Source organism: Tsukamurella asaccharolytica (genome assembly GCF_007858435.1).
In the GTDB taxonomy this organism is placed as follows: domain Bacteria; phylum Actinomycetota; class Actinomycetes; order Mycobacteriales; family Mycobacteriaceae; genus Tsukamurella; species Tsukamurella asaccharolytica.
Genome location: NZ_VIGW01000074.1, coordinates 1 through 518 on the forward strand (window position 1 = coordinate 1; position 518 = coordinate 518).

General features: G+C 59.5%; 1 protein-coding gene. It reads right to left on the reverse strand.

The genetic code is table 11. The features are described 5' to 3' along the window. Nucleotides 1-518: S-adenosylmethionine synthetase N-terminal domain-containing protein (locus FK529_RS19870; protein ID WP_331456342.1), on the reverse strand; the 518-nt coding region annotated here is incomplete at both ends.

Here is a 518-nt window from a genome sequence, read left to right on the forward strand (position 1 = left end):
CCATCCGGACGCAGATACGGCAACGCACCGCTCTTACGCACCTCCGTCAGCCGACGCGAGAGCCGATGCGCCAACGAAATCGGCAACGGCATCAACTCCGGCGTATCCGAACACGCATAGCCGAACATCAACCCCTGATCACCCGCACCCTGCGCGTCGATCTCATCCTGCGCACCATCAACACGATGCTCATACGCCCGATCAACACCCTGCGCAATCTCAGGACTCTGCGCACCGATCGCGACGTTCACACCACACGAATTCCCATCGAAACCCTTGGCCGAACTGTCATACCCGATCTCCAGCACCTTATCCCGCACAATATGCGGAATATCGGCATACGCCGACGTCGTCACCTCACCCACCACATGCACCTGACCCGTCGTCACCAGAGTCTCCACCGCAACACGCGAACCGGGATCCTCCGCAAGCAGAGCATCCAGAATCGAATCCGAGATCGCATCACAGATCTTGTCCGGATGACCCTCGGTCACCGACTCACTGGTGAACAGGCGGTG